Annotated in this window: 24 protein-coding genes; 4 read left to right on the forward strand and 20 right to left on the reverse strand. The window is 66.1% G+C overall.

What is annotated here, in order from left to right; genetic code table 11:
• Positions 1-37: 37 nt before the first annotated feature.
• Positions 38-1,072, forward strand: coding sequence for a 4-oxalomesaconate tautomerase (locus J0A91_RS08310; protein ID WP_069204517.1), 1,035 nt, complete (start codon positions 38-40; stop codon positions 1,070-1,072).
• Between the two features lie 233 nt (positions 1,073-1,305).
• Positions 1,306-1,647 carry an SWIB/MDM2 domain-containing protein gene (locus J0A91_RS08315; RefSeq protein WP_150127070.1) on the forward strand — a complete coding sequence of 114 codons (342 nt, stop codon included), beginning with the start codon at positions 1,306-1,308 and terminating at the stop codon, positions 1,645-1,647.
• Between the two features lie 229 nt (positions 1,648-1,876).
• Here J0A91_RS08315 and J0A91_RS08320 read toward each other — a convergent pair whose 3' ends face one another.
• The 7 genes from J0A91_RS08320 to J0A91_RS08350 form a co-directional block, all read right to left on the reverse strand.
• Positions 1,877-2,542, reverse strand: a complete 666-nt coding sequence (locus J0A91_RS08320; RefSeq protein WP_069204519.1) for a UPF0149 family protein — start codon at positions 2,540-2,542, stop codon at positions 1,877-1,879.
• Complete coding sequence (locus J0A91_RS08325) at positions 2,543-4,393, reverse strand: M1 family metallopeptidase (RefSeq protein ID WP_069204520.1); 1,851 nt, start codon at positions 4,391-4,393, stop codon at positions 2,543-2,545. It abuts the gene before it with no gap.
• 243 nt (positions 4,394-4,636) lie between these two features.
• Positions 4,637-5,869: an acyltransferase family protein gene (locus tag J0A91_RS08330; RefSeq protein WP_069204521.1), complete on the reverse strand. Its 1,233-nt coding sequence runs from the start codon at positions 5,867-5,869 to the stop codon at positions 4,637-4,639.
• A 153-nt stretch (positions 5,870-6,022) separates the two neighbouring features.
• On the reverse strand, positions 6,023-6,358 hold the full coding sequence (locus J0A91_RS08335; RefSeq protein ID WP_150126862.1) for a hypothetical protein: 336 nt from the start codon (positions 6,356-6,358) through the stop codon (positions 6,023-6,025).
• 322 nt (positions 6,359-6,680) lie between these two features.
• Positions 6,681-7,058: a nuclear transport factor 2 family protein gene (locus J0A91_RS08340; RefSeq protein ID WP_069204523.1), complete on the reverse strand. Its 378-nt coding sequence runs from the start codon at positions 7,056-7,058 to the stop codon at positions 6,681-6,683.
• Positions 7,055-7,507 carry a YaiI/YqxD family protein gene (locus J0A91_RS08345; RefSeq protein WP_069207159.1) on the reverse strand — a complete coding sequence of 151 codons (453 nt, stop codon included), beginning with the start codon at positions 7,505-7,507 and terminating at the stop codon, positions 7,055-7,057. The genes J0A91_RS08340 and J0A91_RS08345 overlap by 4 nt, the downstream gene beginning before the upstream one ends.
• Positions 7,508-7,622: 115 nt before the next feature.
• Entirely contained in the window at positions 7,623-9,482 is a 1,860-nt protein-coding gene (locus tag J0A91_RS08350) for an ABC-F family ATP-binding cassette domain-containing protein (protein ID WP_069204524.1), read from the reverse strand.
• Between the two features lie 160 nt (positions 9,483-9,642).
• On the opposite strand from J0A91_RS08350, the gene J0A91_RS08355 reads away from it, so the two are divergent.
• Positions 9,643-9,795 (forward strand): hypothetical protein, encoded by a 153-nt coding sequence (locus J0A91_RS08355; RefSeq protein WP_169833104.1) that lies wholly within the window; start codon positions 9,643-9,645, stop codon positions 9,793-9,795.
• A gap of 36 nt (positions 9,796-9,831) precedes the next feature.
• Here the strand turns inward: J0A91_RS08355 and J0A91_RS08360 are convergent, their stop codons facing one another.
• The 8 genes from J0A91_RS08360 to J0A91_RS08395 form a co-directional block, all read right to left on the reverse strand.
• Positions 9,832-11,136 carry a sensor histidine kinase gene (locus tag J0A91_RS08360; protein WP_083224927.1) on the reverse strand — a complete coding sequence of 435 codons (1,305 nt, stop codon included), beginning with the start codon at positions 11,134-11,136 and terminating at the stop codon, positions 9,832-9,834.
• A gap of 41 nt (positions 11,137-11,177) precedes the next feature.
• Positions 11,178-11,897: a response regulator gene (locus J0A91_RS08365; protein ID WP_069204526.1), complete on the reverse strand. Its 720-nt coding sequence runs from the start codon at positions 11,895-11,897 to the stop codon at positions 11,178-11,180.
• An 88-nt stretch (positions 11,898-11,985) separates the two neighbouring features.
• Positions 11,986-12,627 carry an EF-hand domain-containing protein gene (locus J0A91_RS08370; protein ID WP_169833105.1) on the reverse strand — a complete coding sequence of 214 codons (642 nt, stop codon included), beginning with the start codon at positions 12,625-12,627 and terminating at the stop codon, positions 11,986-11,988.
• A gap of 122 nt (positions 12,628-12,749) precedes the next feature.
• Positions 12,750-13,493 (reverse strand): arsenical resistance protein ArsH, encoded by a 744-nt coding sequence (arsH, locus tag J0A91_RS08375; RefSeq protein ID WP_069204528.1) that lies wholly within the window; start codon positions 13,491-13,493, stop codon positions 12,750-12,752.
• Complete coding sequence (locus J0A91_RS08380; protein WP_069207160.1) at positions 13,493-14,779, reverse strand: arsenic transporter; 1,287 nt, start codon at positions 14,777-14,779, stop codon at positions 13,493-13,495. The genes arsH and J0A91_RS08380 overlap by 1 nt, the downstream gene beginning before the upstream one ends.
• A complete protein-coding gene (gene arsC / locus J0A91_RS08385) occupies positions 14,779-15,207 on the reverse strand; it encodes an arsenate reductase (glutaredoxin) (protein ID WP_069204529.1) in 429 nt (142 codons plus the stop codon). Before arsC ends, J0A91_RS08380 begins: the two co-directional genes overlap by 1 nt.
• 10 nt (positions 15,208-15,217) lie before the next feature.
• Complete coding sequence (locus tag J0A91_RS08390; RefSeq protein ID WP_069204530.1) at positions 15,218-15,547, reverse strand: ArsR/SmtB family transcription factor; 330 nt, start codon at positions 15,545-15,547, stop codon at positions 15,218-15,220.
• Between the two features lie 504 nt (positions 15,548-16,051).
• A complete protein-coding gene (locus J0A91_RS08395; RefSeq protein ID WP_169833106.1) occupies positions 16,052-16,765 on the reverse strand; it encodes a hypothetical protein in 714 nt (237 codons plus the stop codon).
• Positions 16,766-17,641: 876 nt separating this feature from the next.
• Here J0A91_RS08395 and J0A91_RS08400 point away from each other — a divergent pair.
• A complete protein-coding gene (locus tag J0A91_RS08400; RefSeq protein WP_206365004.1) occupies positions 17,642-18,103 on the forward strand; it encodes a VOC family protein in 462 nt (153 codons plus the stop codon).
• Between the two features lie 1,366 nt (positions 18,104-19,469).
• On the opposite strand, the gene J0A91_RS08405 is transcribed toward J0A91_RS08400, so the two are convergent.
• The 5 genes from J0A91_RS08405 to J0A91_RS08425 form a co-directional block, all read right to left on the reverse strand.
• Complete coding sequence (locus J0A91_RS08405; protein ID WP_206365005.1) at positions 19,470-20,681, reverse strand: TCR/Tet family MFS transporter; 1,212 nt, start codon at positions 20,679-20,681, stop codon at positions 19,470-19,472.
• A 53-nt stretch (positions 20,682-20,734) separates the two neighbouring features.
• The gene (locus J0A91_RS08410) at positions 20,735-21,520 is read right to left on the reverse strand and encodes a sulfite exporter TauE/SafE family protein (protein ID WP_069204534.1); all 786 of its coding nucleotides are present in this window, start codon (positions 21,518-21,520) and stop codon (positions 20,735-20,737) included.
• Between the two features lie 786 nt (positions 21,521-22,306).
• Positions 22,307-22,714: a VOC family protein gene (locus J0A91_RS08415; protein ID WP_069204536.1), complete on the reverse strand. Its 408-nt coding sequence runs from the start codon at positions 22,712-22,714 to the stop codon at positions 22,307-22,309.
• Positions 22,714-23,799, reverse strand: coding sequence for a hypothetical protein (locus J0A91_RS08420; RefSeq protein WP_069204537.1), 1,086 nt, complete (start codon positions 23,797-23,799; stop codon positions 22,714-22,716). Before J0A91_RS08420 ends, J0A91_RS08415 begins: the two co-directional genes overlap by 1 nt.
• A gap of 8 nt (positions 23,800-23,807) precedes the next feature.
• The gene (locus J0A91_RS08425) at positions 23,808-25,343 is read right to left on the reverse strand and encodes an MBOAT family O-acyltransferase (RefSeq protein WP_069204538.1); all 1,536 of its coding nucleotides are present in this window, start codon (positions 25,341-25,343) and stop codon (positions 23,808-23,810) included.
• Between the last annotated feature and the right edge of the window lie 67 nt (positions 25,344-25,410).

Consider the following 25,410-nt stretch of genomic DNA (forward strand, 5'->3'; position numbering starts at 1 on the left):
TCCCGCTGGGAGAGGGATTGTGACCTCCGCACCCTGCATGTGGATGCGCGGCGGCACGTCGAAAGGCGCGGTGTTCCTCGCCGACGATCTCCCGCAAGACACCGCTACCCGCGACGCCTTCCTGCTGCGCGTGATGGGATCGCCCGATCCGCGCCAGATCGACGGCATGGGCGGCGCCGATCCGCTCACCTCCAAGGTCGCGGTCGTTTCCAAATCGGCGCGCGACGGCGTCGATGTCGAGTATCTGTTTCTGCAAGTGTTCGTGGACCAGGCGATCGTCACCGACGCGCAGAATTGCGGCAACATGCTCGCGGCGGTCGGCCCGTTCGCGATCGAACGCGGTCTCGTCCCCGCAACCGGCGACGAGACGCGAGTCGCGATCTTCATGGTCAACACCGGCCAGATCGCCGTCGCCAGCGTCCAGACCCCCGGCGGCGTGCCGACCTATGCCGGCGACGCCCGCATCGACGGCGTCCCCGGCAGCGCCGCGCCGATCCCGCTCGAATTCCGCGACACCGCCGGCTCGTCGTGCGGCGCGCTGCTTCCCACCGGCAATGCGGTCGACATGATCGACGGAATCGCCTGCACGCTGATCGACAACGGCATGCCCTGCGTGGTGTTCAAGGCCGTCGACGTCGGCGCGACCGGCTATGAGGATCGCGACACGCTCGACGCCGCGACCGATCTCAAGGCGAAGATCGAGGCGATCCGCCTCAAGGCCGGCCCGCTGATGAACCTCGGCGACGTCACCGAAAAGTCGGTGCCGAAGATGATGCTCGTCGCCGCCCCCGCACACGGCGGCGCGGTGACGGTGCGCAGCTTCATCCCGCACCGCGCGCACGCGACGATCGGCGTGCTCGGCGCGGTCAGCGTGGCGACCGCGTGCCTCGTCGCCGGCTCGCCCGCCGCCGAAGTCGCGGTGATCCCCGAGGGTACGCGCAAGACGCTGTCGGTCGAGCATCCCACCGGCGAGATGAGCTGCGTGCTCGCGCTCGACGACCACGGCGCCGTCGCCACCGCCGCGTTGCTGCGCACCGCGCGCAAGCTGATGGACGGAATCGTCTTCGGCTGAAGCCCGTGTCGGCGCGGTGCGATCAGCCCACTTGCCCTTTTGCGCCGCCGCGCGGATGATGGCGGCGCCGTTCGAGGGCGTTTCCCGCGCATCTTCCAGGGCGAAGGGCGTTTCCGTCGCATAAACGGGGCGCAACCGCGTCATAAGGCGGCGTGCAGGCAACGAAGGCGGACGAGCAACGTATATGCCTGGCAGGGAGCATTCCGCTCGAACAGGCAAGCACGGAGAGCATGATGGCACGAACGGCAGAAAAGAGCGGCAAGGGCGAGACGGCAGCCGCGGAGAAGAAGACCAAGGCGGCCGCTAAGCCAGCCGGCGCCGCGCGCGGCGGCATCACCGCACCGGTCACGCCTTCGGCGGACCTGGCCGAGATCGTCGGCAAGGCGGACCTGCCACGCAGCGAGGTCGTCAAGAAGGTCTGGGACTATATCAAGAAGCACGATCTGCAGGACGCCAAGGACCGTCGCCAGATCAACGGCGACGACAAGCTGCAGAAGATCTTCGGCAAGAAATCGGTCAGCATGTTCGAGATGAACAAGCACCTCAGCGCGCATCTCACCGCGAAGAAGGACTGACGGCACAGCGCGCCGCGACGCCGGCGGATCGGATGGTCCGCAGCGGCGTCGCGGCGCGATGACTTTACCCGACCGGATGCCGGCAGCGTCTCGCGCCGTCGGGCACTTCAGGCTATCGCCAAAGGATGCTCCCCCCCGTTCGCACTGAGCTTGTCGAAGTGCGTGTCACACGCGCCACGCCTGCGGCACGTGCTTCGACAGGCTCAGCACGAACGGGGTGAGAGCGACCTCACGATCCGCCGCAACATTTCTTGAACTTTTTCCCCGATCCACACGGGCAGGGGTCGTTACGGCCGACCTTCGCAGCGGGCGTGCCCACCTCCGGCAGCGCGCCACCCGCGCCACCGCGCACCGCATAAAGCCGCACCACCTGCTCGGGGATAGCGATCGGCGCCGCGTCGCTGATGTCGTTGATCTCCATGCTGGTCAGCGACGATTGGTTGTGCGCGATATCCGTCAGCGCCAGCAGATAGATCACCGCTGCGGCGGCTTCCGCGTCCGCGCCGGTGGCGATCGCGCGCCAGGCGTCCTCGCGCAGCGCCATCGCTTCCGCGAAGCCCGCGATCCAGATTTCCCACAACACCTCGCCGTTGCGATCGTCCACGTCGAAGATCGGCACGAGCTTGCCCCGCCCGAGGTCGCGCACGATTTCGCCGTGGCGTGCGATCACCATGTCGGCGAACAGACTCCGGTCGATCGGGTCTTCGAACGGCGCCGCCTCGCCATACAGGCCGCCCCAGAGCAGCGGCAGCCATTCCGCCGACGCGATCGGCTCGGGCGACGTGGCGATGCCGGCGAGATAGCCGTCCAGCTCGGGCAGCAGCATCGGCTCGTCCACCGGCAGATCGTAGAGGATCTCGTCGAGCCGCCGCAGCCGTGACGGGAGCTTCGCCACCTATTTGACCATCCCGTCGAGCGTCGCCGCCACCGTCGGGTGATAGGTCGCGCGCGCGGTCGCGTAGATGCGGCGCGCGATCGGCTGCCCCCACGCGCCTTGCGCCATCAGCCCGCGATACAGCGGATAGACGAACAGCCCGCGCCCGATCGTGTGGAGATAATGGTCGAGCGGCGCCACCACCGGATCATAATGGTTGGCGATGGCGAGGCTGAACCATGCGAAGCCGATATAGGCGCTCGGCGATTTGGAGAGTCCCCAGGCCGAATCGAGTTCCGCCAGCCGCGCCGCGCTCTGCTGGCGGGGCAGGCCGTTCAGGAAACGCAGCCATTCCTGCGTGCTCCACTTAGCGGTATCGATCGAGGCCGCCGCCGCGCCGGCGTTGAACGCGGCGAGCTTGGTGTCGATCGCCGCCAGCGTGGCGGAGCGGACATGCACCGCATTGTCGGGCAGGCCGGGTTGATACGCCCAGCGATCGAGCTCGAGATCCTTCTCCAGCGCGGCATCGCCCTTGATCAGATTGGCGCGCAGATCGGCGAGGAAGCCGGCGGTGGTCTGCGGCTGGAAGGCGTGGCGATCGAAATAGCTGCGCAGATACGCATCCCAGCGCGCCCGCCCGACGCGGTACTCGATCGTGCGCAGGAAGGTCGCGCCCTTGTTGTAATCGAGCTCGCCATAGGTGCCGCCCGGATCGCCATGCAGCCGCGTCGCGGGCGAGTCCGGCCCTGCCGCCTTCAGGTCGCGCTGGAGATTGTCCCAGCTCAGGTCCGCCAAGGTCGCCGCGCGCTCCTTGCCATAGACCGCCTCGTCGATGCGGTTCTCGAAATAGGTGGTGAAGCCCTCGTTGAGCCACGCATCGGACCAGGTCGCGTTGGTGACGAGATTGCCCGACCAGCTATGCGCGAGTTCGTGCGCGATCACATCGACGTTGGATTTGTCGCCGGTCAGGATCGTCGGCGTCGCGAAGGTGAGGGTGGGGTTCTCCATCCCGCCATAAGGGAAGCTTGGCGGCAGCATCAGGATGTCATAGCGGCCCCAGCGATACGGCCCGTACAGCGCGCTCGCGGCGGCCACCATCTTCTCGGTATCGTCGAGTTCGGCGGCGGCGCGCGCGAGCGTCGCCGGCTCGGCATAGATTCCGGTGGTGGCCCCAAGCGGCTTGAACGCGAGATCGCCGACCGCGAACGCGATCAGATACGGCGGCACCGCGTGCGGCATGTCGAACGCGAAGCGCTTGAGCCCCTTGCCCGCCGCCGCGCCCTGTGGCGTCAGCCGGTTCGCGCTCATCACCGCCATCATGTCGGCGGGGACGGTGAGGTGCGCCGACCAGCTCTGCCGGATGCCGGGGCTGTCCTGAGTCGGAATCCAGCTCCGGTTGTTGGTCGGCTCGCCCTGGCTGAACAGGAACGGCTTGGTCTTGCCGGCGGTGAGCGACGGCGGCAGCCATTGCAACGCGCTCGCCTTGGGCGCGGACGTATAGGTGACGACGATCCGCCGCGCCGCACCGATCGCGACGGTCAGCGGCGCGCCCTTGTCCGGCACGATCGCGCCGACGGTGTATTTCAGCGCACGCCCCTTGGCGTCGGTGATCCGCGCGATGACGAGCCCGTCGTCATCGAGCACGATCGTGCCGACACCCGGCTTGGCGAGAATATCGAGCGTCGCCGTCCCGCTCAGCCGCTGCGCGCTGAAATCGGCGGTGAGATCGAGATCGACATGAGTCACCCGCGCCTTTTCAGGCTCGGCAAAGGAAAGCGTATCCTTCGCCTCGGGCGTGGTGAGGATCGGGGCAGGCGCGTCCGCCGAGACGGCGAGCGGCGCGGCGGCGAGCGCGATGAGGGTCGGGATCATGCGGCGGTGCTACCGCGTTTCGCGGGGCGGGCAAAGAGCTACTGACGGCTTCGAGAGGGTGCCCGGCGGACGGTCTGGCGTGGCCGTTGTCGGACTGCCGGCGCCCAATGACAAACATCTACCCGAACGACACGGGATGCCGAAACCGGCCGGTCAACCACGCGCTACATTCCCGTTTGTTGACCTCCGGCAGACAGTTTCGGGAACCGCGATCGCGAAGGCGTTCCGGCAGGCTAGGCCATATCAATCTCGCGACGGGACGGAGGTGAAGCGCCGCTTGAGCCTGAGGAAGGGCATCTCGAAATAGCGGTACAGCAGCGAGGCGACGATCACCGTCGCGGCAAAAGCGAGTGCCATGCCGATATTGTCTCGCCATCCGGGGACACCGGCGCGGGTCGTGACCTCGGTCATCCACGGCCGGGCCTTCGCGAACACGATCCAAAAGAAGATGATGTGGATAAGGTACATGCCGTAAGAAATGCGCCCGAGATACACGAGCGCTTTTGGAACATAGCGCGTCGGCATGCCCAGCACGCTGACCAGCATGAGGATCGCCCCTCCCAATACCAGCAGCCATCCCGCCAACTGTTCCCCTACGCTCGATTGGGCATCGTAGGAGGTGACCCCGAACACCGAGAACGCGACCAGCCACATGCCCACGGCCACCGCAAACAGCGCGATCCGCACGATCAACGGCCAGTCCGGCTGCCGCCCGCGCAAGCCAAGCGACAGCAGTATGCCGCCGGCGAAGAATTGAAACTGCACGAAGCTGTTCGTCCACTGCCCGCTGAACGGTTGTGAAGGGGTGAACCGAGCGGCGTAATAGGCGATCACCGCATAAGCGACGACCAGCACCGCGATGTTCACGGCGACCAGATTGCGCCGGCTCAATACGGCGAGGAATGGGATGGCGATGTAGAATTGTTCTTCTACCGACAGGCTCCACAGCGGTATGACCGGGTATTCGATCGTCCAGCCATTGAAGGTGATGAACCAGTTGCCGGCGAATGCGACGAACGAGAAAATCTCTGCCGCCGAATCCGCGCCGGCTCCAGGCACAAACCGGTTCAATGCGGCCATCCCAAAGAACACCAGAAAGTAGAGCGGCCAGATTCGCAGGATGCGGCGGATGTAGAAAGCGCGCGTATCGACCCGACCGGTCGCCGCTATCTCGCGTTGCAGCAACTCAGTGATAAGGAACGCGCTCAACAGGAAAAAGACCGGCAGCCCGAACACGCCGCTCATCGTTACGGCATGATACCAGGGATGCGCGACGGGATCGATCGGTGCCAGATCGTTGCGATGCGTGATGAACACGCACAGGAACGCGAAGAAGCGAAGCGCGTCCAGCTCCGGCCGGTAGTAGCGCGGCGTCTTGCGCGCCGCTGCGGTCGCGCGCGTCGTGTCTGAACCGGCGTCACCCGGGTTCGCCCCATGTGACTCCGATGCGAGGGACGTATTGGGTCTCGCCGGCATATCGTGCTTTCAAAACAATCGTGTGTCCGCAGCCGTACCGGCGCGTACCGGCGCGATGCAATACCCGCCGGTTGGCTAGGCGACCATCGCACCTGCCGTCCCATATGCCCAGGCTCCGCGCGCGCTCACGCTCTCGAGGCTAGGAGCGGACCTCTACTCGACGACCTTCCATCCGCCGTCGGCGCTCTTCCCGATCTCCACGACCATCGTCTGCTTGGCTTCGGGCGCGTTGGGCAGCTTGACGGTCACGTCGACCATGCAGGCGTAGACGTCGGGCTTCGACGTGTTGCAGAGTCCCTTTTTCGAAATCGTCGCATCGCGCGCGGCGGCGGCCATCACGGCGCGTTGCGCCGGATCGTCGGTGCCGGGGTTGCGGATCATCTCCTGCCGCGCCAGATCTTCGATCTGTTTGTCGCTAGGCCCCGAAATCGCACCGCATCCCGCCACCATCAGCGAGAGCGCCGCGCCCAACATCATCGCTCTGGCCATGGATTTTGCTCCTGTTAGAGGTTCGGCCCGCATATCGCGCCGCTGCTCCGTCCGCTTTCAACATCGACGCGGATCGGCCGCCCGACCGATCTACCACCAGGTTTCGCCATTCGCTAATCACCGCCGTCGGACTGTCCTACACGCAGGGCCGATGCCATATTCCCGGCCACGCTCTTCGAGAGTGTCCGCGCCAACCATCTCGCTCCCGCTTCATTGCGTGTGAGGGCGGTGCCCGCACGCCCGCCGCGCCCAAACGTGACACGCCCGCACGGTGCGCAGGGTGGCTGACCTTGGCCGTTTTCAGGCCGTTGCCCCTCACGCCTCAAGCAAGTGTGAGGTAGATCTCCGCCTCGATCACCCACACGCCGCCGGTCTCGCGCCACTTGGCGGTGTACGCGCCAGAGGCGTTGGTCTGGCCGGCGGCGACGCCCTGCCAGCGCCCATGCTCCAACGCGATCGGCTCGACCGGCGATGCCACGATCGTCTCGGGCGTGCGCGTATACACCGTGCGCGGGGCGTGCGTGAACTCGCGCTTCCACGCGGCGAGCTGTGCCTTGCGCCCGCTCAGCACCGCGCTGTCGGTGCCGGTGACGAGCATTGCATCGGCCGCGAGCAATGGCCCGATCGCGGCGAGATCGCCCTCGGCGAGCGCGCGGTTGAACGCCGCGCGGCGCAGCCGGATGGCGAGATCGGCGCTCATCGCGCGAGCTTCACCAGCGCGGTGTCGAGCGCCTGCAAAAACCGCGAGCGATCGGTCTTGGCGAACGGCGCCGGCCCGCCGATCACGTCGCCGCCGGCGCGCAGATCGGCCATGATCGCGCGCGTCGCGATCGCGCCGCCGATCGAACTGGCGGTGAACGGCTTGCCGGTCGGCGCCAGCACGGTCGCGCCCGCCTTCAGGCAGCGGTCGGCGAGCAGGATGTCGGCGGTGATCACCACCGCGCGCGAATCCGCCCGCTCGGCGATCCAGTCGTCCGCCGCGTCGAACCCGTCCGATACCACCACGCGGCTGACCAGCGGGTGCAACGGCACGCGAAACGGGCTGTTGCTGACGACGACGACCGGCACATCGCGGCGATAGGCGACCTTGTAGATCTCCTCCTTGACCGGGCAGGCGTCGCCATCGACGAGGATGCGGGGGGTGGTCAGAGGGTTACGTCCTTGCCTGTGTTCGAACCCGTTCGTGTCGAGCGAAGTCGAGACACCCTGCGCCGCGCGTGCGGCATGTCCCTCGACTTCGCTCGGGACGAACGGCGTCTCGCAGCTACGCCGCGATCCCCTCGAGCGATTCGCTGATTTCGAACCACACCGCCTCGGCCGCTTCGAGCTTCTTCGAAACCGTCGCATGCTCCTTCAGCCGCGCGTGCGGGTTCATCCGCGCGAGCCACGGCTCGGCCACCGAAGGATCGGCGATGGCGCGGTCGATCGCGTCGCGCTGGCGGGTGAGTTTCGCGACCAGCGCCTCGGCTTCGTGCGCGCGCTTCCTGAGCGCATTGGCCTGTTCGCGCGCCGCGTCCGCGGTCTTGTCCTTGGCTTTCACCTTGTTCTTGGCCTCGGCGGCGGGGTCGCCGGCCAGCACGAAGGCGATATAATCCTCCATGCTGCCGTCATATTCGCGCGCGGTGCCGTTATCGACCAGCACCAGCCGGTCCGCGGTCAGCTCGACCATGTGGCGATCGTGGCTGACGAGGATGACCGCGCCGTCATAGGCGTTGAGCGCCTGCACCAGCGCCTCGCGCGCGTCGACGTCCAAGTGGTTGGTCGGCTCGTCGAGGATCAGCATATGCGGCGCGTCGCGGGTGATGAGCGCGAGCGCGAGCCGCGCACGCTCGCCGCCCGAGAGCTTGCCGACCTTGGTGACCGCCTTGTCGCCCTGGAAGCCGAACCGGCCGAGCTGCGCGCGCACCGACGCCGGGGTCTTGCCCGGCATCACCCGGATCATGGTTTCGAGCGGCGTGTCGTCGCCGTCGAGTTCCTCGACCTGATATTGGGTGAAATAGCCGACCCGCATCTTGCCGCTCGCGTTCATCTCGCCGTGCATCGGCGCGAGCTGCGCGGCGAGCAGCCGCGCCAGCGTGGTCTTGCCGTTGCCGTTGCGCCCGAGCAGCGCGAGCCGGTCGTTGGGGTCGATCCGCAGGTTGAGCCGCTGGAGGATCGGCGTCTCGCCATAGCCGACCGTCGCGAGATCGAGCGTGATGAGCGGCGGCTTGAGTTCATCGGGGCTGGGGAATTCGAACGACAAGGTCGGGTCTTCGGCCATCGATGCGATCGGCTGCATCTTGGCGAGCATCTTCTGGCGCGACTGCGCCTGTTTCGCGGTCGAGGCGCGTGCCGAGTTCTTGGCGATATAGTCCTGCAGCTTGGCGCGCTGCGCGTCCTGGCTCGCCTTGGCGGCGGCAAGCTGCGCCGCCCGCTCCGCGCGTTGCCGCTCGAAACTGTCGTAATTGCCGCTGTACATCGCGACGCGGCCGCCCTCGACGTGGAGGATCGTGTCGACGACATTGTTGAGCAGGTCGCGCTCGTGGCTGATGACGACCATCATGTTCGGATACGACTTGAGGAAATTCTCCAGCCACAGGGTCGCTTCGAGATCGAGATGGTTCGAAGGCTCGTCGAGCAGCAGCAGATCGGGTTCGGAGAACAGCAGCGCGGCGAGCGCGACGCGCATCTTCCAGCCGCCCGAATAGCTGTCGAGCGGACGGTTCTGCATTTCCTCGTCGAAGCCCAGCCCGACGAGGATCGAGGACGCGCGGGCAGGGGCGGTATAGGCGTCGATCGCGCCGAGCCGCTCGTAGATCTCGCCGAGCCGGTCGGCATCCTCGCACGTTTCGGACTCGACCAGCAGCGCGGCGCGCTCGACGTCGGCGGCGAGCACCGTCTCGATCGGCGTGGCGGTGCCTTGCGGCGCATCCTGCTTGAGATAGCCGATCCGCGTCTTGCGCGGCATTTCGATCTCGCCGGTGTCGGGATCGATCGATCCGATCATCACCTTCATCAGCGTCGACTTGCCGGCGCCGTTGCGGCCGATCAGCCCGACGCGGCTTTTACCCGGGAGCGCCGCGGACGCGTTGTCGAGGATCGTGCGCCCGCCAAGGCGCACCGTGATACCATTGATATTGAGCATAAGGCTGCGCGCTTATCATGCGGTGCAGCATTCGTCACCTCCCGCCGCAACGCCGGGGGTCGGGTGTGGAACACTTCAAGGGCTGACACGTTGAATCGTGCAGGACTGACGGCGAGTCGAGCGGGAGCCTCTTTCTCTCTACGGATACGAGGAGCGAACGATGAACGGAGTAATCTATTTTCGCGCGGATCATGAACTGGTCGGTCGTGTGATCGCGGAGAAACTGCGCCGCCGCACCGACCGCACGCATATCGACGACGGCTTCCGCGTGGTGCCCCGCAGCGGCGCGCGCTTCGCGGCGAACGCGGCGTAGATCAAACCCCGAGGGCTTTCGTCCCGAGCGAACGCTCTAGCGCGGCAACGTGATCGTCGCGGTCAACCCGCCGCCGGCACGGTTGGCGAGCATGATGTCCCCGCCCGCCTCGCGCACGATCGCGCGCGCGAGCGCGAGGCCAAGGCCGATCCCGCCGGTATCCTTGTTGCGCGAATGTTCGAGCCGGGTGAACGCCTCGAACACGTCGTTGAGCCGCGCCTCGGGGATGCCGGGGCCCCGGTCGCACACCGCGATCGTCACCTGATGCGGCGCTTCGGCGAGTTGCACCTCCACCTCGCGCGCATATTTCAGCGCATTCTCGATCAGGTTGCGAAGCGCCCGCCGCATCAGCGATGGCCGCAACCGCATCCGCAGCCGCGCACGCTCCTCGAACGCGACCTCCTCGCCGAGATCGAGGAAATCGTCGACCACCGCCTCGACCAACGCCGCCAGATCGACCTCGGTCGGCGGTTCGCTCGGGCGGCCGAGCCGGGCGAGCGAGAGGATGTCGTCGAGCGTGCGGTTCATCTCGGCGATCGTATCGGCCATGCGCGCGCGGTCGGTCTCGTCCTCGACCGATTCGATCCGCACACGCAGCGCCGCGAGCGGGGTGCGCAGATCGTGGCCGATCGCGCCGAGCATCCGGTCCTTCTCGTCGAGCATCGCCGTCACGCGCAGGCGCAGAGCGTTGAACGCGGCGATCACGTCGCGCACGTCCTGCGGCCCGCGCCCCTCGATCGGCTCGGCCGGCTCACCGGGGCGAAAACCGCGCGCCGCGCCCGCCAGCGCGCGCAGCGGCTTGGAAATCTGCCGCGCCGCGACCAGCACCGGCACCAGCACGACGATGTAAAGCACGATCGTCTGCGAAACGAGGTGCCAGAAGATCATGTCTTCGCCGCGAAACCACGGCACCGACAGCACCAGCCAGTCGCGGCCGGGCCGCTCGACCGCGATCATCAACTCGCCGCCGGCGCGGCGGAAGCGCTCGCGGCGTTCCTTGCCGGTGTAGCGTAAGCGCTGGTCGTCGGGCGCGAGCGTGCGCACTTCCGTTTCGACCCGGCCGATTTTGATCCCCGCCTCCGAAAGCGCGGTGCGCAGGCTCCGCTCGATATCGGGGCGGTGCTCGCCCCCCGGCGCAACCGGCGAGACGGCGACGCTGCGAACACGCCCGCGATCACTCCGCGACGGATCTCCGAACGTATTGCGCTCGATCGCATCGGCGATTCGCCCGACCACCGGCCCGGTCGCGCCGTCGATCCGCGCGCGCTGGCGCTCCTGCAACAACAACGTGAAGTTGATCGCCTGCGCGACGAACAGCGCCGCCGCGATCACCAGCGCCATCTGCCCGGACAGGCTGCGCGGCCACAGGCGGGGGCGGAATTTCAAAGCCGGGTCACTTCGGCAGCGAGCGTATAGCCGCCGCCCCACACGGTCTTGATCAGTTCGGGGTTCTTGGGGTCGGCCTCGATCTTGCGGCGCAGGCGGCTGACCTGATTGTCGATCGCGCGGTCGAACGCCGCCGCCTCGCGCCCCTGAGTCAGATCGAGGAGTTGGTCTCGCGTCAGCACCTGGCGCGGGCGCGTCACCAGCGCGTGGAGCAGATTATACTCGCCGGTCGACAGCGGCACCGAGACGCCGTCGTGGTCGACCAGCGCGCGCTCGCCCGACTTGAGCACCCACCCGGCGAACGCGAACGATCCCGCGGCGGGCGCGTGCTGGCGCACCCCGCCGGCGGCGGCGCGGCGCAGGATCACCTTGATCCGCGCGGTCAGTTCGCGCGGCGAGAACGGTTTGACGACATAATCGTCGGCGCCGATCTCCAGCCCGACGATCCGGTCGGTCTCCTCGGTCTTGGCGGTGAGCAGGATGACGGGCGTGTCGCCGGTCGCGCGGATGTGCCGGCACAGGCTGAGGCCGTCTTCGCCCGGCATCATGATGTCGAGGATGACGAGGTCGATCGCATAGGCCGCCATCCGCATCCGCGCGCCCTCGGCATCGCCCGCCTGCGTGACGCGGAAGCCCTGCCGCGTCAGGAATTGCGCGAGCGGCTCGCGGATCGAGCGCTCGTCGTCGACGAGGAGCAGATGCGGCGTATCACCCATGGGCTCGGGGCTTAGCATAAAGCGTCATCCTGCCAAATTCGCCGGGCGGGCGAGGGGGAGGGGGGAACCCGCCCGCCCGGCAGCCGACCTATTGGCCGGCGTCGGCACCCGGCGGCGGCACGTCGCCGTGGCCATGGTGTTTGTGAGCGGCTTCAAGCTCCGCTTTGTCGACGAAGCCGTCGTGGTTGGTATCGAGCGTGTCGAAATGCTTGTCGGCCTGCGCGCGCATCTCCTCGCGGCTGATGCGGCCGTCGTGGTTGGTGTCGAGCTTCGCGAACCAGTCGCCATGATGGTGCGGCCCGCGCATCCCGCCGCCGGGCGGCGGGGGCGCACCCGCGCCCGCGCCGGCATCGCCACCGCGCTCGCGCAAGCGCCCCTGCAACGCCGCCATCTCGTCCTTGGTGATCTTGCCGTCGTGATTGGTGTCGAGCCGCTGGAAGCGCGCTTCGGCCTCGGCCATGAACGCCTCCCGGGTGATCGCGCCGCCCTGCGCGCGCTCCGCCATGCGCCCGCGCAGTTCGTCGCCGGAGAGCTTGCCGTCGTGGTTGGCATCCATGCGCTGGAAACGCGCGGCGGACTGCGCCAGAAACTCCTCGCGGGTGATGACGCCGTCGCCATTGGTGTCTGCGCGCATCATCATGCCGCCACCGCCACCCGGAGCCTGCGCCACCGCCGCCGACCCGGCCAGCACCGTCCCGGAGAGCGCGGCGGCGAGAAAGAGCATCTTCATCGTGATCGTCCTCATGGAGTGACCCGGCCATCTCCGGATCGTCCATGCCGGTCTATGCGCCGTCTGTACCGGAGCTATGTCATCCAGCCGCGATTGTGTCGCAATTTGTCGCGCGGGACGGGTTATCGAGACGCCGTGGCGATGCTCGACAGATCGGTCTCCACGTGGATCGGCACGCTGGCGTCCTTGCGCTCGGAATAGCGATCGATAAGCTGGGCGGTATGCGGGCGCAGCAGCACCGTGAAGCGGACCAGCTCCTCCATCACGTCCACGATCCGGTCGTAATAGCGCGACGGCTTCATCCGACCGGCCTCGTCGAACTCGGCGAAGGCCTTGGCGACGCTCGACTGGTTGGGGATCGTCACCATCCGCATCCAGCGGCCGAGCACGCGCAGCGTGTTGACGCTGTTGAACGATTGCGATCCCGCCGACACCTGCATGACGGCGAGCGTGCGCCCCTGCGTCGGGCGCATCCCGCCCATCGCCAGCGGCAGATGATCGATTTGCAGCTTCATGATGCCGGTGATCTGGCCGTGCCGCTCGGGGCTGCACCACACTTGCCCTTCGGACCACATCGACAGCGTGCGCAATTCGTGGACTGCCGGGTGGTCGTCGCCCGTCACCTGATCGGGCAGCGGCAGCGTGGCGGGGTCGAAGATGCGCGTTTCGCAGCCGAAGAAACGCAGCAGCCGCGCGGCTTCCTCGACGCAGAGCCGCGAAAACGACTGCTCGCGCAGGCTGCCGTAGAGCAGCAGGATACGCGGCGCAGGATCGCCGGCGCCAAGCCCGAACGCAGGCCGCTCGATCGCATAGCGCCGATCGAGCGCGGGCAAATGGTCGGGGTCGGGAAGATCGCGAACAGGCATCAGGCAATCCCGATCCGCAGCGCCAGCGCCGCGAGCGTGATGAGCAGGATGGGCATGGTCAGCGTGGCCCCGACCCGGAAGTAATAGCCCCAGCCGATGCGAATCCCCTTCTGCCCCAGAACGTGCAGCCACAGCAACGTCGCGAGCGAGCCGATCGGCGTGATCTTCGGGCCGAGATCGCAGCCGATCACATTGGCGTAGATCATCGCCTGTTTGATCGCACCCGTGGCGTGAGTCGCGTCGATCGACAGCGCGCCGACCAGCACGGTCGGCATGTTGTTCATCACCGAGGAGAGCAATGCCGCGATCACGCCGGTGCCGAGCGCCGCGCCCCACACGCCACCTCGCGCGGTGCGGTCCAGCAGCGCGGCGAGATGGTCGGTCAACCCGGCGTTGCGCAGGCCGTAGACGACCAGATACATGCCGAGCGAGAAGGCCACCACTTGCCACGGCGCACCGCGCAGCACCGTGCCGGTGTGGATCACTTGGCCCCGCGCCGCGACCGCCAGCAGCAGGACCGCGCCGGCCGCCGCCACCGCGCTGACCGGCACGCCGAGCGGTTCGAGCAGGAAGAAGCCCGCCAGCAGCAGCGCGAGGACGATCCAGCCGGCGCGGAAGGTGGCGCCGTCGCGGATCGCCGCACGCGGCGCACGAAGCTGCGCCACGTCATAGCGCGCCGGTATGTCGCGCCCGAAGAACAGCAGCAGCGCGCCCAGCGTCGCGGCGATCGAGACCAGATCGACCGGCGCCATCACGCTGGCATAGTCACCGAAGCCGAGATGGAAGAAATCGGCCGACACGATGTTGACGAGGTTCGACACGACCAGCGGCAGGCTGGCGGTATCGGCGATGAAGCCCGCCGCCATGACGAAGGCGAGCGTCGCCTTGTCACCATAGCCGAGCGCGCGCAGCATCGCGATCACGATCGGCGTCAGGATCAGCGCCGCGCCGTCATTCGCGAACAGCGCCGACACCGCCGCGCCGAGCAGCACCACCAGCGCGAACAGCCCGCGACCGTTGCCCTTGCCCCAGCGCGCGACATGCAGCGCCGCCCATTCGAAGAACCCGGCTTCATCGAGCAGCAGGCTGATGACGATGATCGCGACGAACGCGGCGGTCGCGTTCCAGACGATCCCCCACACCACCGGCACATCGGACAGCGAGACGACGCCGGCGAGCAGCGCGACGGCGGCACCGCCCATCGCGCTCCAGCCGATGCCGAGCCCCCTGGGCTGCCAGATGACGAGCGCGATCGTCGCGACGAAGATCGCGATCGCCAGCAGCATCATGCGATCCGCTGACCTGCGGCATCCACCACCTTTTCGCCGTCTTCCTTGGCGAACGCGCCGCGCTGCTGCGCCGGCAACAGATCGAGCACGGCTTCGGACGGACGGCACAGCTTCACGCCGAGCGGCGACACCACCAAAGGGCGATTGATGAGGATCGGGTGCGCCATCATCGCATCCACCAGCGCGTCGTCGGACAGGGTGGCATCGCCAAGACCCAGCTCGGCGAACGGCGTGCCTTTCTCGCGCAGCAGATCGCGCGGGGCGATGCCGGCGCGGCCGATCAGTTCGACCAGCAACGCACGCGACGGCGGCGTCTTGAGATACTCCACGACATGCGGCTCGATCCCGGCGTTGCGGATCAGCCCGAGCACGTTGCGCGACGTGCCGCACGCGGGATTGTGATAGACGATGATATCGACAGGCATACAGGCTCCATCAGCAGCAGGTGAGGTCTGCCAGCAGCGGCACGCACAGTTCGGCGCGGCCCTGGCAGCAGTCTTTGGCGAGGAAGATCATCAGCGCGCGCAGCGTATCGAGATTGGCGCGCTGGATGATCTGACGGCCGCGTTTCTCGGGCGTGACCAGCCCCGCCTTCACCAGCACGGCGAGGTGCGTGGAAAACGTGCTTTGCGTCAGCCCGGCGGCAGCGGCGAGGTTTCCGGTCGAAAGGCCGTCCGGTTCGTGCCGGACGAGCAGCCGGAACGTCGCCAGCCGCGTCGGATGGGCAAGCGCCGCCAGCGCGGCAAGGGCGTCGGTGTCGGTCACCCATCGGGATTATCCGATGGATTGAGCGCCGTCAATCGGGAAGGCCGCTCACACCAACCCGGACGTGCTCGCGATGTGGGAACGCTATGGCGCGGTCTATGGGCCGCTCCATGAGCGTCCCGAGGCGCGCGATATGTTCGCGCGGCTCGAGCCCATCGACCTGGCCTGACACACGGACTTCCCCGATCAACCATCACCAGCGCCGCCGTCGCGCTCCACGGCGCCGATCCCGGCCCCGTGTCTGACGTGGACGGGGTAGAGCAGCTTTCGCTTTTTCTGGTCGCTTTTTGAGGACCCGTTGCTTCGGCAGCTCCCGCCGACTTCGGACGTTCTGCTCCCCTCCCCGGAAGGGAGGGGGCGGGGGTGGGTTGCTCTCCGTACTATGCAACGGAATCCTCATGCGACGCCCGATCAGCGTCCCGCGTGACGGCAAACGCCCAGTGTAGCCGTTTGCGCTCTCCTTAAGATTTCCCCGCCGCGGGAGGCAGGGGGAGCCGCTGTCGGTTACGGGGTCAGCTGGTTGACCTTGACGGTCTTTCCGTCGGTCAGAATCGAGAGGTAGCCATTTTCCTTGATGTCGTTGGAGGCCAGGCGGCCGTCGAGGTCGACGCGAAGCGTGTGGATGTCGCTGAAGCGGGGGGAGAGCAACCTGACGCCCGACCAGGCATAGTGGCTGTAGACGCTGCTCAGCTTGGCCTTCTGGCTTTCCATGACCGAGGTCAGGCCGGCGGCGTTGACCTTCGACAGCGGGATCAAAATGTCGTCAAGCTTGAACTTCGACGCATCGCCGCCGGACACGCTGATCTCCACCGGAGCGGGCTTACCGAAGGTGCCGGTGTGGGTGTCCATCGAAATGCTCAGCAGCTTCCGAGGATCCTCCGGGTTCTGATATTTGACCGAGCAGGTCGTCAGCTCACCCTCCGGCTCGTCGTCGCTGGCGTCGATCTTGCTGCCCGGGCTGAAGAAGGAGTTGATCTCCGATACCTTCACATCGGCGCCGAGTTGCTTGGCGATGGCGCGGAAGCAGACGTCGGGGCCCTGGGCCAGGGTGGGCGCCGCGGTCTTCGGCGCGTCCCCGGTCGGCGTGTCGGACGAGGAGGCGAGGACGCCGGTGTCCGATGTCGCGTTGGACGCGGTGTTTCCGCCACCACAGGCCGACAGGCCGAGCGACAGGCCGATGGCCAGGGCGAACGCGGTGGGCTGCGGCCTGGGGATCATGTCGGGCATTCCTCTGATGGTTGGGATTTCCCCTGTCCTAATGGCCGGCGATGCGATGTGTCGACCGCAAAGCCCGGTTTCATTACAGATCGTCGCTCGTGGCGGTGCGGCCCAGCAGGGCGCGGATGCGCCACAGTCGGTCGCACCATTGAAGGTCAGCGATGTTCGGGAGGAAAAGCGGCCTGACGGCTGTCGCCCAATCCACGTCGTTCAGAGTCGCAATCGTCGGACGTGAAACCTGCCGTTGGTTCATCTCCGACGCGAAGGCTGGAATGACGAGGCCTGGGGACAAAGCGGTCACTAAACTCGTCGGACGCGAACGGCGGGATCGGATAGAAGCAGACGCTCGCAGCGTGGATCTCCAGACGGCAAACGCTCGGATGTGGCCGCCTCGGGAACGCCTTTAGGGTAGGTGCGATCGGACCGGTTTTCCGCTTTGCCCGTCATTAGCAACCACTCGCGTTGGACCGTTCACAGGCACCCACCCGTTTGTTGAACACTCTCCCTGTCTAACTGTCTGAGAGCGCATGTTTTTGCAGCATCATAGGGAACGGGAAGCACCTGTACGGAAAACGTCCGCTTGTTGAACGCCTAGAGTGGCTTCGGCCGGGCCGCCCTCCAATGGCTACTCCTTGGCATAACTCTGTATCCGAGCGGAATTTTGAGAATTTGAATGGGAACGGATTTTGGGAAAACCGTACCGAGTCAGGGACTGCACGGCCGTTATGAGCGAACATCCCGGCCAAGTTCCTTTACGGGCACGGGGCCGCTCCCTAAATCGCCAAAATGAAGATCATAACCGCCATGCTGCTGCTTCCAATCGCAGCCGGCGCACAGCCCCCTGCGTCGCAGGGCCGCCACAGTGAGACCACAGTAATGACAGACGCCGCCAACGCAATCGCCGTAGATCACACAGGTTTCGCGGTGTCCTCATTGGACGAAGCCGTTCGCTTCTGGACCGAAGCGCTTGGATTCACGCTTGAGCGGCGTTCTGAAATGGGGGGTGACTTCCTCCATCAGGTGACCGGTGTCGATGATCCGAATGTGAAAACGGCGATCGTAAGAGCGCCAAACGGCTTCGTGGTGGAACTGTTACAATATTCCAAGGGCCGCCAGAATGGGGCCGTGCCGAATAGCGCGGGTGCGATCGGAGCCGCCCACTTGGCTCTGACCGTGACGGATATCCACGCCGCCATCGCCCGCATCGAAGCCGCAGGATGGAAGTCGAAGGGAAGTCCGCAGTCGATCCCCGGCGGCCCGAGGAAGGGAACGCTGGTGGCTTATGTCTCAGGCCCCGACCATATTACGATAGAATTCATGCAGCCTCCAGTCCAATGACTGAGAGATCCAGCGCGGACTGCGATAGCCATGGTTCAACGCTAACCGCCTAATTTCTCCAAGCGGATACTGATCTATGATGCGTGTGCTGAACCTTCTTTTAGCCGCCGCAATGTTTGTGCCCATGACTCCCATTGTCGCGGCTCAACGCGCGAAGCCTTCCAACCGCGGCCAGACGGCTAATCCGTCGGAACAGCAGCGGAAATGCCGACTCGAGGTCGACGGCAAGATAAGGTGGCAGGTCGCTGCTGGGTCTATCCAATGGGAGCCGGCGACTACACCCTGAACACCCGGGATCATGGCAAGCCGCATTACCCACACTTCGCGATGGTGTCGTCGAACGGCGACGGCACAGCCGATGTGACTTGGAATGCTGATCCTACTGATGATCGCGCCTCCGATTCACTCGGCAAGGCTCGCAAACGGGGCGGGTGCTGGGTGAACGAGCGAGTCCGCGTCTGCGCTCGATAAGCTCCGCCACGTCCGCTTTACCTAGCTACTCTCCCGAAAGCCGCCTGTCCGCTCCCCACCAATTTTCCCCGTCACCGCTGGCGATCGGCGTCCGGTCAAAGCGGCCCGTCGGCAGTCGCCCAATTGCGGTCATAGGTGGGTTGTCGCATATATCTGCAATGTCCGACGGCCCCACCAAGTCAGAGCGGATGGAAGTCCGCCGTGCAGTCGGTAATCGCAAGGTGCCCCAGGTCGCCACGTTGCCCTTGCATCAAGGTCCTGATTGCCTCTGGCCACACGCCTGTTTCGAATGCCGTAAGTCGTGGAAGCGACCAGAAGAGTCCACGGCCAAGTGCCCGGAATGTGGGGGCGATCTCCGGTGGATGGGGCGCGCTTTCAAGGTTCCCAAGAAAGGCGACGCCGAACAGTGGGCGAAAGTTGGGGCGCTCTGGTTCGCCGGGTTCCGTTTTCTCAATCACACGCGCTGGCGCGACGCGGAGCCATTCCCCGCCCGTTTGCGGGAGGTCGAGGATTTTGTGCGGCGAAACCCTCACCATCCGTTCCGAACGCAAGGTGCGAACGGCAGTTAGCCACCAGACCCGGCCATTCCCGAAACATCATCGACTCCGCGAACGCGGGGGCTGGGCAACAGCAATCATTGTCCCCGGCCTCCCCGAAAGACGCTGGATCGCCCACGGCCACCGTTCGCGCTTCCATCAGCATCGCGGGTAAACCTGTCCTACAGCCGCCGCTTTCGCCATGCTGCGCGCCATGCTCTTCGACCGTCCCGCGCCAACCGTCACGGCCCATTCCCGCCGATTACCGGGCTGTACCCGCGCATCGACACGCCCAAAAGTGACACCTCCCGCACCGTGGCCTCGGTGGGCAACCTTAGCCATGATATGCGGATCGCACTCTACGCTGGCGCGATGCCCTCCCGCTGCACCACCCGCGTCGCGACGATCACCGCTGCCACCGCCGCCAGCGCCGCCGCCAGCAGGAAGGCCGCGCCGGGCGTGCCATGCTCCGTCCCGAACGCCAGCGTCTGCGTCATCGCGAGCGGGCCGATCACCTCGGCGACGCTGCCCAGGCTCGCCATCCCGCCCTGCAATGCGCCCTGGTTGGAGGAATCGACGCTGCGTGACAGCAAAGCGTTGATGCCGGGGAAGACCAGCCCGGTGAGCGATCCCAGCGCGATCAGCGCGAACACCATCCAGCCCGCGGTCGCGAAATTGATCGCGACGAAGGTGGCGACCGCCACCGCCATGCCGATCATCACCGTGCGCGCCTCGCCGAAGCGTCGGATCACGCGGCCGGTGAGGAACACCTGGGTCAGTGCCATCGTCACCCCCGATGCCGCGAGCGACAGGCCGACCATATGCGGGCTCCAGCCGAAGCGGATCTCGCACCAGAACGCCCATGTGGCGGGATAGACCATCTGGCCGAGCTGCCAGAGGAACGCGACGACCAGCAGCGGGGTCGCGCCGCCGGCGTGGAACACCGGCTTGAACGCGCCGAACGCATTGGCGCGGCGCCAGTCGAACGCGCGGCGGTCGGCGGGCGCGAGCGTCTCGGGCATCGCCACGGCCATCCACACCGCGTTCAGCACTGCGAGCGCAGCCGCCACGACGAACGGCGCGCGCGGCCCGAACCCGGCAAGCAGCCCGCCGATCGCCGGCCCGATGATGAACCCCGCGCCGAACGCCGCGCCCATCAACCCGAAGGTCTCGCCGCGTTTCTCAGGCGGCGTCACATCGGCGAGCACGGCGTTGGCGGGGCCATAGATCGCGCCCGCCACCCCGGCGAAGATTCGCCCCAGGAACAGCCAGCCGACCGTCGGCGCGAACGCCATCAGCCCGTAATCGACCGCGAAGGCGATCATCGCCGCGAGCAGCACCGGCCGCCGCCCGAAGCGATCACCGAGGCTCCCGAAGATCGGCCCGGCGAAGAATTGCGCGGCGGCGAACGCGATCAGCAGCGCGCCGCCGGTGCGTGCCGCGTCGGAGAGGGTGCCGCCCTTCAACTGCACGATCAGCGTCGGCAGCACCGGCATGACGATGCCGAAGCCGATCGTATCGATCAGCACGGCCGCCAGAACGATCGGCACCGCGCGATGTTCGAACCGCATTCTTCTGAAAACCTCCGCCCCGCGAACCCGGCGCTACCACGGTTGGACGGGGTTTAGAACAGCAGCTTGGTGCCCACCACGAACAGCGTCACCGCCAGGATCGCGCGCAGCACGCCGTCGGGCACGCGCGCCGAGAGCAAGCTGCCGATGACGATGCCGGGCACCGATCCGATCAGCAGGCTGCCAAGCAGCCCGAAATCGACCGCGCCCATCGCCCAGTGGCCGATGCCGGCGATCAGCGTCAGCGGCACCGCATGCGCGATGTCCGATCCGACCAGCCGGTTGGTCGGCAAATGCGGATAGAGCGCAAGCAGCGCGGTCATGCCGATCGCACCCGCGCCGACGGAGGTGAGCGACACCAGCACGCCGAGCAGTACGCCGAGCGTGATCGTCAGCGTGGCGATGCGGCGCGTGCTGAGCGCGGCAATCGCCGGCGCGATCCGGCGGACGATCTGGGTGCGGAACAGCATCGCGATCGCCGTCGCGATCAGCGTCAGACCGAGGACGATCGTCACGACCTCGACCATCCCGCCATAATGTCTGCCGGCATAGCCGAGCACGACCAGCGTCAGCACCGTGGCGGGCACGCTGCCGATGGCGAGCAATCGCACCACCCGCCAGTCGACGGTGCGGTTGAAGCCGTGGACGCCGGTCCCCACGCTCTTGGTCGCGGAGGCGTAGAGCAGGTCGGTGCCGACCGCGGTGACGGGATGGAAGTTGAACAGCAGCACGAGCAGGGGCGTCATCAGCGATCCGCCGCCCACGCCTGTCAGCCCGACGAGCGTGCCGATGGCCAGGCCAGCCACCGAGTAGAGCGGGTTGATACCGGCAAGAATCATTCGCGAGCCTTCGAAACGTCGGGCCCGCCCATGCACTGCGCGCCACCGAGCCGCAACAAACAGAAGCTTGCCTCCCTGTGCATGCCGGTATCATCGTCACCGACAGAGCGAGGGTAGCGCTCCCACAATACTTTCGCCCAATAGATCGCGTAATGTCGGACAAACGCGAGTTGAATTGCGCCGTTACAAAGACGTTGCAACGCACAATCAAAAGAGGGATCATCCAGCGATGGTCGAAATCGTTCGCGAGTCGCTGGCAGCACATCTTCGATCGATGTCGATCGACAATTTCTCGATTTCGGGAAACACCGTCCGCATCGGGCGGACACATTGGGCGGCCAGCATCTGTCGCTGTGGCGACCCGGCTTGCGATGGCTGGGCGCTTGAGCCTTTGGTCCCGCCGAGCTTCGGCGCGGTTCAACGCCGGTAGGCATTACACTCGGCGCGCTGACGCCGTTCATCGGCAGTAAACATCGCGTTTGTCGCGGAACCGTAATCAAATATGCACGTTTCTTCATGAAGGCGCGCGTCATCAAAACGTGCAACGTGTGTTAAAAACGGCGTGATAAAAAACAATGTCGATCGGCAGAATCGCCATCGGCGGGTCGAGTAGGAGAGCGGTATGGGTCGCGGGAAAGAGTCATCTGTGGAATTCGCGCCGGACGAACTGGCTGGTGCGGGCGTTCTCGGTGGCGTGGTACTCGGTGGTGCGATCAGCCTGGTGATCTGGGCCGGCATCGTCAGCTTCTTCGTTTTCTGACCCTGCTGCCGCTCACGGCTTGCCCGTCAAGCCGTGAGCGGCTGGACGAACTCGATCTGAATTCCGCGCGTATCGACCGGATTGACGAAATTGCACAGGAAATCGCCCGCGCCTTTCACCGGCTCGGGTTCCAGCATGCGCAGGCCACGCGCCGCGCACCAGTCCATCGTCGCGCGCAGATCCTCCACCTGATAGGCGAAATGGTGGACGCCGCCGGCGCCCTTGTTGAACTTCGCCAGCACGCTGTCGGCATCGGGCACGACCAGTTCGATCACCGCGCCTGCTGCGGCGACGGTGAAGATGCACCAGCAACCCCAGCGTTCGACATGGCCGCGATAGCTTTCGACCAGCCCCATCTTCGCCATGAAGTCGTTGGCATCGGCAAGATCCGGGCAGATGATGCCGACGTGGTGCAGAGTATAGGTTTCGAACATTACCGGACCCGATCATTCGACACGAAATGAAGCTGGCCGCGCTTCTCCCCCGTCGCGAGCCACCCGGCCAGCCAGCGCGACACCTTGGTCGATCCGTTGCGATTGAGGTGCGCGTAATCGGAATAACTGCTCGCGTCGCGCGCGATCACGCCGATATTCAGGATGAAGCCGCGCGCGCGGTAGAAATCCACATCGGCGATCGGCTGGTCATGCCCGTAGATCGGCAGATACAGGAAGCCGGTCTGGACATGGTGCGCGTGCGCCAGCGCGATTGTTGCGCGCGTATAATGGCGTTCGATGACATATTCATACTCGCGCAGTCGCGCCGGCAGGAAGATCGGGTTGCGCCGCGCGACCTTGCCCTTCGCGGCCTTGGCCAGTTCGTCCGCGGTGTGGATCGTATCGCGATCGACCCAGTTGCCGTGGACCGACCAGTGGCTCAGCGTCCCATCATGCTCGGCGCCAGCATAGCGTTTCGGATCGAAGCGGCGATGCACGCCGAACAGACCCGGCATCTGTGTCTGGAGGAATAGCGAAAGCTGGCGATAGGGTTGGTAGGCGACGTTGTCGAAATACTTCGGGTTGAGCAGCATCGGCGCGCGCAGCACGTCGCCGGTGTCGGCGACGTCGCGGAAGGCCGGGTGCCCGGTGCGCGAGGCGTGCTCGATCAGCGAATAGAGGATCAGCTTCACCTCGGGATGCGTCGCCAGCAACTCCTTGGTCATCTCGTAATGGAGGTTGCGGCCGTCCTGCGGCAGCGAGAGGTTGGCGACATGCACCGGCCGTCCGAGCTTCGCGGCGAGGAGCGCTTCGACCTGCGGGCCGCTCACGCCGACCTCGGTGCGCGACGCGCCGATGATCGCGATGTCGATCGGCGTGCGATCATAATGAAGCCGGTCATAGACCCAGCCGAGCGGCAGCATCGCCGTGCCGCCGAACTGCTGGTAGCGGATGTAGCGGTCATGCGGCAGCAGCGTCGCGCCGACACAGCAGGCGAGGAAGGCGAGCACGAACAGCGCGAGCAGCCCGCGCCGCGCGGGAAGCGCGGGTGCCGGGGCATTCAGGGTGTCGGTCGGCTGCGCCACGGTCCCCCTCAAAAATTGAAGTATATGAAGTTTGTGGTGCCGCGCATCATCAGCACGAAGCCCACGAACAGAAGCACCGAGGATGCGATCGTCCAGCCGGCGGTGAGCCGCCATTCGATCGCCGCGCGCGGCGGATCGACCTTACGCCACTTCGCCCATTCGAGCACCGGCTCATAGTGCGTGAGAATCGCCTGCGTGTTGGGGGCGAGGTAGATGATCGCGTAAATGACCGCGAGGATCGCCAGCGTCGCCCCGAGTCCGCCCGGCCACGCCACGATCGCGTCGCCGCCCACGCCGAGCATCGCGCCGTACATCCGGCCGACCACGTCGAGCGACGGCGCGCGGAACGCCACCACCGCGACCACAAACGCGACCAGCGTCAGCGCGCGGTACATCGGCTCGACATATAAAGGCGGCGGTCCTTTACGCGCCTTGCGCGCCTTGCGGTGAGTCATCCGCCAATATTCGTTCACGGCCATGTAGACGCCCTGCATCACGCCGAACATCACGAACGTCCACCCCGCGCCGTGCCACACGCCGATCACCACCATCGACAGCATGATCGGCACCGCGAACGACAGCAGGAAGCTCGCGAATTTGCCCGCCGCGTGATCCGCCGAGAACCGCGCAAGCGGGATCGTCAGCGGCTGGAAGATATAGCTTTGCGCCCAGCGGCTCAGCGTCACGTGCCAGCGCCGCCACAGCTCGATGATGCTCGATGCGCGCAGCGGCGAATGGAAATTGAGCGGCAGCACCACGCCGAACATCCGCGCGGTGCCGATCGCCATGTCCGAATAGCCCGAGAAATCGAAATAAATCTGCGCGGTATAGGCGAAGGCGGCGATCCAGCATGCCATCATGCCCGGCGTCGCCCCGGTCGCGGCGGCGTCGAACACCGGCGCCGCCAGTGTCGCGACCGTATCGGCGATCACCACCTTCTTGAACAGCCCGATCGCGAAGATCGTCAGCCCGATCAGGATGTTGGCGCTCGCCGCACCGGGCGGGCGGACACGCAATTGCGGCACCAGTTCCTCATAGCGAACGATTGGACCGGCGAGCAGTTGCGGGAAGAACAGCACGAACCCGGCGTAATCGACCGCTCGCTTCATCTCGAACCGCCCGCGCGCGAGATCGACCAGGAAGCCGATCTGCTGGAAGGTGAAGAACGAGATTCCCAGCGGCAGCGCGATGTGTCGGAGCGGCAGATCCAGCCCGAACAACCCGCCGGCACCGACGATCACCGCCGCGAAATATTTGAAGTAGAACAGCAAGGCGAGATCGAAGCCGATACCCACCACCAGCGGCCAGCGCGCCGACCGGCCAACCCGCCGCCGCGCCGTGATCCAGCGCGCCACCGCATAATTCACCGCCACCGACACCAGCAGCAACACAAGGAATTTTTTGCCGCCGATCGTATAGAACAGGATCGTCAGCGCGATCAGGAACGGCTGGCGCCAGCGTTCCGCGCGCGCGAACAGGAGATGGTACAGGATCAGCGCGGCCGGCAGGAACAGCAGCAAAAAACCCGCCGAATTGAACAACATCGATCGCGCTGCCCGCCAAGCCGTTGAATGCCGTGGCCGTATGGACCCTATGATCCATCGGCCCTAA

The organism is Sphingomonas panacis (assembly GCF_001717955.1).
Lineage (GTDB): Bacteria > Pseudomonadota > Alphaproteobacteria > Sphingomonadales > Sphingomonadaceae > Sphingomonas > Sphingomonas panacis.

Coding starts and splice junctions, on each gene's coding strand:
- J0A91_RS08310 (WP_069204517.1), top strand. CDS start 38: ATGTGGATGCGCGGCGGCACGTCGAAAGGCGCGGTGTTCCTCGCCGAC.
- J0A91_RS08315 (WP_150127070.1), top strand. CDS start 1,306: ATGGCACGAACGGCAGAAAAGAGCGGCAAGGGCGAGACGGCAGCCGCG.
- J0A91_RS08325 (WP_069204520.1), bottom strand. CDS start 4,393: ATGATCCCGACCCTCATCGCGCTCGCCGCCGCGCCGCTCGCCGTCTCG.
- J0A91_RS08330 (WP_069204521.1), bottom strand. CDS start 5,869: ATGCCGGCGAGACCCAATACGTCCCTCGCATCGGAGTCACATGGGGCG.
- J0A91_RS08335 (WP_150126862.1), bottom strand. CDS start 6,358: ATGGCCAGAGCGATGATGTTGGGCGCGGCGCTCTCGCTGATGGTGGCG.
- J0A91_RS08340 (WP_069204523.1), bottom strand. CDS start 7,058: ATGAGCGCCGATCTCGCCATCCGGCTGCGCCGCGCGGCGTTCAACCGC.
- J0A91_RS08350 (WP_069204524.1), bottom strand. CDS start 9,482: ATGCTCAATATCAATGGTATCACGGTGCGCCTTGGCGGGCGCACGATC.
- J0A91_RS08355 (WP_169833104.1), top strand. CDS start 9,643: ATGAACGGAGTAATCTATTTTCGCGCGGATCATGAACTGGTCGGTCGT.
- J0A91_RS08360 (WP_083224927.1), bottom strand. CDS start 11,136: ATGGCGCTGGTGATCGCGGCGGCGCTGTTCGTCGCGCAGGCGATCAAC.
- J0A91_RS08365 (WP_069204526.1), bottom strand. CDS start 11,897: ATGGGTGATACGCCGCATCTGCTCCTCGTCGACGACGAGCGCTCGATC.
- J0A91_RS08370 (WP_169833105.1), bottom strand. CDS start 12,627: ATGAAGATGCTCTTTCTCGCCGCCGCGCTCTCCGGGACGGTGCTGGCC.
- arsH (WP_069204528.1), bottom strand. CDS start 13,493: ATGCCTGTTCGCGATCTTCCCGACCCCGACCATTTGCCCGCGCTCGAT.
- J0A91_RS08380 (WP_069207160.1), bottom strand. CDS start 14,779: ATGCTGCTGGCGATCGCGATCTTCGTCGCGACGATCGCGCTCGTCATC.
- arsC (WP_069204529.1), bottom strand. CDS start 15,207: ATGCCTGTCGATATCATCGTCTATCACAATCCCGCGTGCGGCACGTCG.
- J0A91_RS08395 (WP_169833106.1), bottom strand. CDS start 16,765: ATGATCCCCAGGCCGCAGCCCACCGCGTTCGCCCTGGCCATCGGCCTG.
- J0A91_RS08400 (WP_206365004.1), top strand. CDS start 17,642: ATGACAGACGCCGCCAACGCAATCGCCGTAGATCACACAGGTTTCGCG.
- J0A91_RS08405 (WP_206365005.1), bottom strand. CDS start 20,681: ATGCGGTTCGAACATCGCGCGGTGCCGATCGTTCTGGCGGCCGTGCTG.
- J0A91_RS08410 (WP_069204534.1), bottom strand. CDS start 21,520: ATGATTCTTGCCGGTATCAACCCGCTCTACTCGGTGGCTGGCCTGGCC.
- J0A91_RS08415 (WP_069204536.1), bottom strand. CDS start 22,714: ATGTTCGAAACCTATACTCTGCACCACGTCGGCATCATCTGCCCGGAT.
- J0A91_RS08425 (WP_069204538.1), bottom strand. CDS start 25,343: ATGTTGTTCAATTCGGCGGGTTTTTTGCTGCTGTTCCTGCCGGCCGCG.